The sequence below is a fragment of the Lactobacillus sp. ESL0701 genome (assembly GCF_029433445.1).
Classification (GTDB): Bacteria; Bacillota; Bacilli; order Lactobacillales; family Lactobacillaceae; genus Lactobacillus.
In genome coordinates this window covers 138,965-145,712 of record NZ_JAQTIC010000005.1, presented here as the reverse complement: position 1 = coordinate 145,712, position 6,748 = coordinate 138,965, and the positions used below count along the sequence as shown (strand labels likewise).

The 6,748-nt window shown below is 38.8% G+C and carries 8 protein-coding genes and 1 other annotated feature; all 8 genes read right to left on the bottom strand.

Going from position 1 to position 6,748, the window contains the following annotated elements:
• Positions 1–490: 490 nt before the first annotated feature.
• The 8 genes from rplL to PT281_RS05370 all read right to left on the bottom strand — a co-directional run bounded on the left by rplL (position 491) and on the right by PT281_RS05370 (position 6,620).
• Positions 491–853, bottom strand: coding sequence for a 50S ribosomal protein L7/L12 (gene rplL, locus PT281_RS05405; RefSeq protein WP_277130654.1), 363 nt, complete (start codon positions 851–853; stop codon positions 491–493).
• Between the two features lie 49 nt (positions 854–902).
• On the bottom strand, positions 903–1,412 hold the full coding sequence (gene rplJ, locus PT281_RS05400) for a 50S ribosomal protein L10 (RefSeq protein WP_277152691.1): 510 nt from the start codon (positions 1,410–1,412) through the stop codon (positions 903–905).
• 33 nt (positions 1,413–1,445) lie between these two features.
• Positions 1,446–1,570, bottom strand: a sequence feature (ribosomal protein L10 leader region).
• A gap of 32 nt (positions 1,571–1,602) precedes the next feature.
• Complete coding sequence (gene phoU / locus PT281_RS05395) at positions 1,603–2,271, bottom strand: phosphate signaling complex protein PhoU (protein ID WP_277152689.1); 669 nt, start codon at positions 2,269–2,271, stop codon at positions 1,603–1,605.
• Positions 2,272–2,284: 13 nt separating this feature from the next.
• Complete coding sequence (pstB, locus tag PT281_RS05390; RefSeq protein ID WP_277152688.1) at positions 2,285–3,040, bottom strand: phosphate ABC transporter ATP-binding protein PstB; 756 nt, start codon at positions 3,038–3,040, stop codon at positions 2,285–2,287.
• A gap of 12 nt (positions 3,041–3,052) precedes the next feature.
• On the bottom strand, positions 3,053–3,853 hold the full coding sequence (gene pstB / locus PT281_RS05385; protein WP_277152686.1) for a phosphate ABC transporter ATP-binding protein PstB: 801 nt from the start codon (positions 3,851–3,853) through the stop codon (positions 3,053–3,055).
• A 9-nt stretch (positions 3,854–3,862) separates the two neighbouring features.
• Positions 3,863–4,756 (bottom strand): phosphate ABC transporter permease PstA, encoded by an 894-nt coding sequence (gene pstA / locus PT281_RS05380; RefSeq protein WP_277152685.1) that lies wholly within the window; start codon positions 4,754–4,756, stop codon positions 3,863–3,865.
• 3 nt (positions 4,757–4,759) lie between these two features.
• Positions 4,760–5,752 carry a phosphate ABC transporter permease subunit PstC gene (gene pstC / locus PT281_RS05375; RefSeq protein ID WP_277152683.1) on the bottom strand — a complete coding sequence of 331 codons (993 nt, stop codon included), beginning with the start codon at positions 5,750–5,752 and terminating at the stop codon, positions 4,760–4,762.
• Positions 5,745–6,620 (bottom strand): phosphate ABC transporter substrate-binding protein, encoded by an 876-nt coding sequence (locus PT281_RS05370; protein WP_277152681.1) that lies wholly within the window; start codon positions 6,618–6,620, stop codon positions 5,745–5,747. Before PT281_RS05370 ends, pstC begins: the two co-directional genes overlap by 8 nt.
• Positions 6,621–6,748: the final 128 nt, after the last annotated feature.

The window sequence follows — 6,748 nt, the reverse complement described above, 5'->3', positions numbered from 1 at the left end:
TTCCCAGTTAGAGTTAGACGGTTTTTGTTTGCTCAAAATTACTTGAGTAAACTTCTTAGCAGTTCAACTACTAATGGCAGTAGATTGATTATCACTGCCGCCAGCAGCTGATACTGCTTCATTTTGGCTAACCTAAATGCCAATCCAACTAAACTAATAGCGAAAATCAACATCAGTGCCAAAATGATCTGCACCTACCTGTCCTCCCTTCTTATAATAGATCGGAGTATGAATCCACTCATGCTCATCGGCATCAGTCCTTTCACTCACAGGTAGTAAACCGTCTTTTAACTTTTCTACATCGCAATAATTATAACAAAATAAACCACTGTTAGTGTCACATATTTAGAATTTTTACTTAATCGCTATTACCAAGGTAAACTGTACAGCCTATATAACACATTTGAACCACAAATCAATAAAACAAAAAGCGCGCATCCGCAAATTGCGAATACGCGTTTTTTATTAGCATTGTCCAGTTGGACCGTAACTATTTAAGGGTTACAGTAGCTCCAACTTCTTCAAGCTTAGACTTAATGTCGTTAGCTTCATCTTCAGAAACGCCTTCCTTAACGTTCTTAGGTGCGCCATCAACCATGTCCTTTGAGTCCTTAAGGCCAAGACCAGTAATGTCACGAACAACCTTAATAACTTTAACCTTTTCTTGACCTGCTTCAGTCAATTCAACATCGTAGCTTGACTTAGCAGCAGCTTCGGCACCAGCACCTGCAGCAGCAACTGGAGCAGCAGCAGTAACATCAAATTCATCTTCAATAGCCTTTACAAGGTCATTTAATTCAAGAATTGAAGCACCTTTTAAGTCTTCAATAATCTTTTCAGTATCTAAAGCCATATTTAAGTATCCTCCGAAAAATTAGTATTAGATATATTTATAATCTTTATTATTCTGCAGCTTCGTCTTTTGAATCAGCAACAGCTTTAACAACACATGCGAAGTCGCGAACTGGAGCTTGCAATACAGATACAAGCATTGACAGTAAGCCTTCACGACCAGGAATAGCAGCAAGTTCCTTGATTTCTTCTTTAGAAGTCAATTTACCTTCAAGCATACCACCCTTGATGTTCAAAACTTCAAAGTCATCTTCGTATTTAGAAACGATCCGTGCAGGTTCGGTAATATCATCAGCATTGTCAGTGTAAACAACAGCAGTAGGACCAACAAAAGCATCGTCAAGTCCTTCAATACCAGCCTTAGCAGCAGCACGTCTTAAATAAGTGTTCTTGATAACCTTCATCTTAACGTCGTTTTCACGAAGTTCCTTACGCATAGCAGTAACTTCTTCAACAGTTAAACCAAGGTAATCAATTATTAAGATAGCTTTAGCAGCTTTAAGTTCTTCAGCAAAAGCATCAACAAGCTTTTCCTTTGCAGCAATAGCAGCTTTACTCAATCTAATTCACCTCCATAAAATCATTAATAAATCCTAAAAAGGCCAAAAACTCCATGCCACAAAGACATGGAGTTTTGAAAATCTTCATTATCTTCTGGCCTCGGCGGGAAATTAAGGCGTGATGCCACCCGAGTCTTAGGTAGAATTTACTTTAACAAGTATAGCAGGCCTAATTAATTTACGCAAGTATTTATTCTGCTTTTGGGTCAGCTAATTCAAATAACTCGCCAGTAATCTTATAAATAACCCAACTAGCCAAGTTAACAATGTGATCACTAATTCGTTTGAGCAACCGAATAATTACAAAATAACTAGCAGAAGCAACTGCCGCATTAGGTTCTTTTTCAATCCCATCAATAATATCTTTGCGTGCCTTTTGGTAATTGACAGTAACGGCTTCACGCAGAACTACCATTGAACGTGCTGTCTTTTCATCTTCTTGAACATAAGCTGTTAAGACTTCAATTAACATTTTGCGGACTTCATGCGTCATTTGTGAAATGATTTCTTCAACCTCTGGAATTCGCGGATTACCCTTCACTCTGACAGTTTCGACTGCCAAGCTGATCGCATTTTCACCAATTCTCTCTAAGTCAGTAGCAGCTTTTAAAATACTGATTACCACCCGAAAGTCGGTAGCTACCGGTTGCTGGAGAGCCATTAGATCCAATGCTTTTTTTTCAATTCTAATTGTTTCTTTGGGTACAACATCAGCTTCTTCAATCATCTTTTGGGCTGTTGTTTTATCGTGAGCAACAAATGAACGCGTCCCTTGATCAATTTGATCATTAACTAGAACACCCATTTCCATAAATTGCGTATTCAGCTTTTTTAATTCGTCTAAAAATATCTCGTGCATATATTCCTCGCTTTTAACCAAACCGACCATTTAGGTAATTACTTGTAATTTCTTTTTTAGGTGCTACAAACATTTCTTCGGTTGAACCTGATTCAATCAAATCACCATTCATCAAAAACGCAACTTGATCCGAAACCCGGCTCGCTTGTTGCAGATTATGCGTTACCATAATAAATGTATACTTAGTCTTAAGACCCATGAGCGTTTCTTCAATTTCCGAACTAGAAATTGGATCTAAAGCAGACGTTGGCTCATCAAGTAGGACTACAGCTGGTCTTACTGCCAGCGCCCGAGCAATACAAATTCGCTGCTGCTGCCCACCTGAAAAATCCTGTGCATTACGATTCAAGCTATCCTTAGTTTCCTCCCAAATTGCTGCTTGTTTCAGACTTTCTTCAACCCGCTGCTCAATTAATTCCTTATCCTTAACACCCGCGACCTTCAAGCCATAAGCTACATTATCAAAAACAGAAAAAGGGAACGGCGTCGGCTGTTGAAATACCATCCCGACATTTTTACGTAGTTCAACTAAATCTAGGTGCGGTCGATAGATATCCTGCCCATCCAGCAGAATATCACCCGTAATTTTGATATTGTCAATATCGTCATTCATCCGGTTAAGACAGCGCAATAACGTTGACTTCCCACATCCTGAAGGTCCAATTAATGCCGTCAATTTTTGTTCTGGAAATGCTAGATTAATGCCATGCAAAGCCTCATAATCACCATAATTTAATCTGACATTTTTGACTTCCATGATATTCTTCATCATTATGCTCCTTTAGCCAAAACTGCCCTGAATATACTTTTCAGTAATTTTACCTTGCGGATTAGTGAAAACATTGGTAGTTGTGTCATATTCAAGTGCATGACCTAAATGAAAAAACGCGGTATAATCGCTAATCCGCGAAGCCTGCTGCATATTGTGCGTTACCATAATCATCGTGTACTTACTGCGCAATTGCTTGAGCGTATCCTCAAGTTTTGCTGTTGATACAGGATCAAGCGCACTAGCTGGTTCATCCAAAAGTAATACTTCCGGCTTTAAGGCAATTGCACGAGCAATACATAAGCGTTGCTGCTGACCACCTGATAACGCCAAGGCACTCTGGTCTAGCTTATCCTTCACCTCATCCCACAAAGCAGCGGCACGCAAACTTTCCTCAACAAGTTGATTTAGTTTTGCCTTGTCTTGTTCACCATTCGCCTTTAACGCATAAGTGATATTTTCCTTAATTGACTTCGGGAAGGGATTAGGTTTTTGGAAGACCATGCCAATCGCCTTGCGCAATTCGTAAACGTTGATTTTTTTCTGATTAATATCAAGTTCATGAAACATGATATTGCCATCAACTCTAGCAACACGGTCATTTAACCTGTTTAACGAACGCAAAAAAGTAGATTTGCCTGAACCTGAAGCACCAATCAAAGCTGTAATGGTGTTCTTTTTAAAGCCCAGACTAACATCAAACAGTTTTTGCACTGTACCACCATAAAAGACACTTAAATTATGCGTATAAAGGGCACATTCCTCATTATTAAAAGTCTTAATATATTTTTTTTGCGTTTGCCAATTTTCCATATAAATTCCTTATTTTACTTTTGCAGCAGTTAAATGCTTGTAAAGCCAATTACCCAAAAAGCGGGCGCCAAAATTAAAGATAATTACCACAATTACGAGCAAAGCCGATGTTGCTGCTGAAACAAGATTTACATCAGGAATAATGCCCTCAGTATTTACTTTCCAAATATGTACCGCCAAAGTTTCCGCTGGGCGCATCACATTCAAAAAGCTAGTTGGACTGAACATATTCCAATTAGAATAATCAACTGTTGAGCCACTTTGCCCAGCAGTATAGATAAGTGCGGCAGCTTCTCCAAAAACTCGTCCAGCACTTAAAATAACTCCGGTAATAATTCCCGGTAATGCTGCAGGTAAAACAATCCCGCGAATAGTTTTCCAATTTGACAATCCTAGTGCCCAACCTGCTTCACGCTGCGTTTGCGGAACGCCGTTAATTGCCTGTTCAATATTGCTCGTTAATATTGGCAAATTGAAAAAGGTTAGTGCCAAAGCACCAGCAATAATTGAAAAGCCTAAACCAAACTGAACTACAAACAAGAGATAGCCAAACAGCCCGACAACAATTGATGGTAGTGAACTCAAGATTTCAATTGTTGTTCTAATCAGGCGCGTTACCCAAGTATCTTGTGCATATTCAGCCAAATAAATAGCCGCTCCTAATGCAATTGGCAGTGAAATTACCAGCGTTAAAACTAATAAATAAAGTGAATTAAATAATTGGTCACGAATACCGCCGCCAGCTTCAAATGAAGAGGAAGCCGATGTTAAAAAGTGCCATGACAAATGCGGTACACCAGCAATTAAAATATTGCCTAAAATACCAACTAATATCAAAATGACGATTGCAACTAACAAGTAAATTACACCTGTTGCAATTCGATCAACTTTTTTTGAATTCATCAGCTACCTCTTCTTTCCAATTAGACGAACCAAGAAGTTAAACACCAGTGACATAATTAATAACAATAAAGCTAGTGACCATAAAGCATTATTAGGCAGCGTGCCCATAACTGTATTACCCATTTGACTAGTTAATTGACTGGTTAATGTTGCCGCTGGGCTTACTAAGTTATATGGCATTAAAACCGCATTCCCAATCACCATTTGGACAGCCAACGCCTCACCAAAGGCGCGCGCCATCCCAAAAATAATTGCTGTCAAAATGCGCGGACGAGCCGCACGCAATACAACATGATAAATTGTCTGCCAGCGCGTTGCCCCTAATGCTGCAGAAGACTGCCTTAAGTCCTTAGGAACTGCCTTAAAGGCATCAACCGTTAGCGAAGTAATCGTTGGCAAAACCATAACGAACAAAATTAAAGTCGCTGCTAGAATACCAAATCCTGTTCCCCCAAAGATAGTTCTAATTACCGGTACAATTACAGTCAAACCTAAGAAGCCATAAACAACTGAAGGTATACCGACTAATAATTCCATGACAGATTGTAACAAACGTGTTTGCTTACCAGATTCATACTCTGTCATAAATAAAGCAATGGAAATGGCAAATGGTGTTGCTAATAAAGCAGCCAGCAAAGTTACCGCAAAAGAAGTTACTATCATCGCTGCGGCACCAACATGATTTTTGCCAGCACTAGGATTCCAACTACTGGTAAACAAAAAATGAAAAATGTTTACTTTATCATTAACAAAAGTTGCTAACCCATGAAATCCAACAAACCCAATGATTGCCGCAATTAAAATCGCAATAAGTACAATTGCTAACGAGGTCAATCCTTTGCCCCAACGCTCTTGGCGTGTTTCTTTAGATTGACTAGTTAGGCGGGCAATATCAACACTTTCTGGACCAATCTTTTTAAATTTTACATGTGGTACTTTCTGCTGGGCAATCGCCTGATCGACAACTTTTTGTAAGTCCTGTTCGTGTTTACTCATGCGTGCCACCTACTTTTGTAATTCGATTATGACTATTGCGAATAACTTTCATTTCATTAATGCTTAAGTAACCGATTTTAGGTACCAACTCACGCTGCACTTTTTTACCCAAGACATAAGTAATAAACGCGGCCGTTTCTTTATCTGGCCTACCTTTAGTGTACATATGTTCATATGACCATAATGGCCACCTATTAGTCGGAATATTCCGATTCGTTGGCTGCACATGATCCACACTTAATTTTTGAATGTTAGGATCATTTGCATAAGGAAATGAAATGTAAGAAATTGTTCCTGGTGTTGAGCTGACAATCTTTTTAACAGTACCATTAGAATCCTGCTCTTGTGAGTTAACAGCGTCTTGCCCTTTTAAAATCAAGCTTTCAAAAGTTGTTCTAGTACCGCTGCCACGAGAACGGTTAATCACAATAATATGCAAATTTTTACCGCCAACTTGGCGCCAATTAGTGATTTTACCAGTAAAAATTGCCATTAGTTGCCTAGGCGACAAATTGGACACACCAACATCCTTGTTAGCAATTGGTACAATTCCAACAACAGCAACTTGATAGTCGTGCAGTTTACTTGCGTCAATTCCCTTTTGCGTATCAGCAAAAACATCGGAAGTTCCTACCTGAACGGCACCGGCTTGCACTTGGCTAAGACCAGTACCTGAACCACCACCTTGAACAATAATATTACTATTAAGATGAGCTAAGTGATAATCATTACCTGCTTGTTCAATCAATGGCTGTAAGGCACTTGATCCAACAATCGTTATTTTGGTATGGTCTTTACTACAACCAACCAAAAAAAGTGGCAATGCTAAAAAAAGAATTAGCGATTTACCCAAGTTCAATTTATGCATATGCTTCCTCAATATATAAACTAGATTTTGTTACAGTTTAACAAAGAATTCAGAGCAGACCAAATTATAACCTCTTTAATATATACAAAAAAAGCAACTTACAGGAATGTAAGTTGCTTTTAATTGAT

Excerpts from the sequence above, each read along its gene's own strand:
- pstA (WP_277152685.1), bottom strand. The coding sequence starts at position 4,756 with ATGAATTCAAAAAAAGTTGATCGAATTGCAACAGGTGTAATTTACTTG.
- rplL (WP_277130654.1), bottom strand. The coding sequence starts at position 853 with ATGGCTTTAGATACTGAAAAGATTATTGAAGACTTAAAAGGTGCTTCA.
- pstC (WP_277152683.1), bottom strand. The coding sequence starts at position 5,752 with ATGAGTAAACACGAACAGGACTTACAAAAAGTTGTCGATCAGGCGATT.
- phoU (WP_277152689.1), bottom strand. The coding sequence starts at position 2,271 with ATGCACGAGATATTTTTAGACGAATTAAAAAAGCTGAATACGCAATTT.
- pstB (WP_277152688.1), bottom strand. The coding sequence starts at position 3,040 with ATGAAGAATATCATGGAAGTCAAAAATGTCAGATTAAATTATGGTGAT.
- pstB (WP_277152686.1), bottom strand. The coding sequence starts at position 3,853 with ATGGAAAATTGGCAAACGCAAAAAAAATATATTAAGACTTTTAATAAT.
- PT281_RS05370 (WP_277152681.1), bottom strand. The coding sequence starts at position 6,620 with ATGCATAAATTGAACTTGGGTAAATCGCTAATTCTTTTTTTAGCATTG.